The organism is Streptococcus sp. HMSC071D03 (genome assembly GCF_001812125.1).
GTDB lineage: Bacteria > Bacillota > Bacilli > Lactobacillales > Streptococcaceae > Streptococcus > Streptococcus pseudopneumoniae_N.
The window spans coordinates 38,200-38,519 of the sequence record NZ_KV807718.1 but is presented as its reverse complement, the minus strand read 5'-3'; the positions used below and the strand labels follow the sequence as shown (position 1 = coordinate 38,519).

1 protein-coding gene is annotated in these 320 nt (G+C 46.6%); it reads right to left on the bottom strand.

All coding sequences use genetic code 11. From position 1 onward, the window contains the following. Nucleotides 1-320 (bottom strand): G5 domain-containing protein (locus tag HMPREF2837_RS11380; protein WP_186823195.1); only part of this gene is annotated, 320 nt, incomplete at both ends.

Here is a 320-nt window from a genome sequence, read left to right as displayed (position 1 = left end):
CGTTAAAATAGTACGCTCACCGGCTACGCCTGCTCGAACAACACAAGTTTGACCCTTAAGCAAGTCTGGAGCATCCTGATGAATAGTATCATAGGCAACGGATTCTGTCATCACCTCTAACTCTGGCTTGACCTCGACCAAACTTGAAGTACCTTCACTTGGAGTTGAAGTGGATTCTACCTTAGTGCCTACTGCTATGATTTCAGAAACTGGTTCTAAGGTTACAGTGTTGGATTTGACTTGACAGTCTTCCTTACCATCTACAGTCGTGACTTCCGTTAAAACAGTGCGCTCGCCTACAACCCCTGCTCGGACAAGGC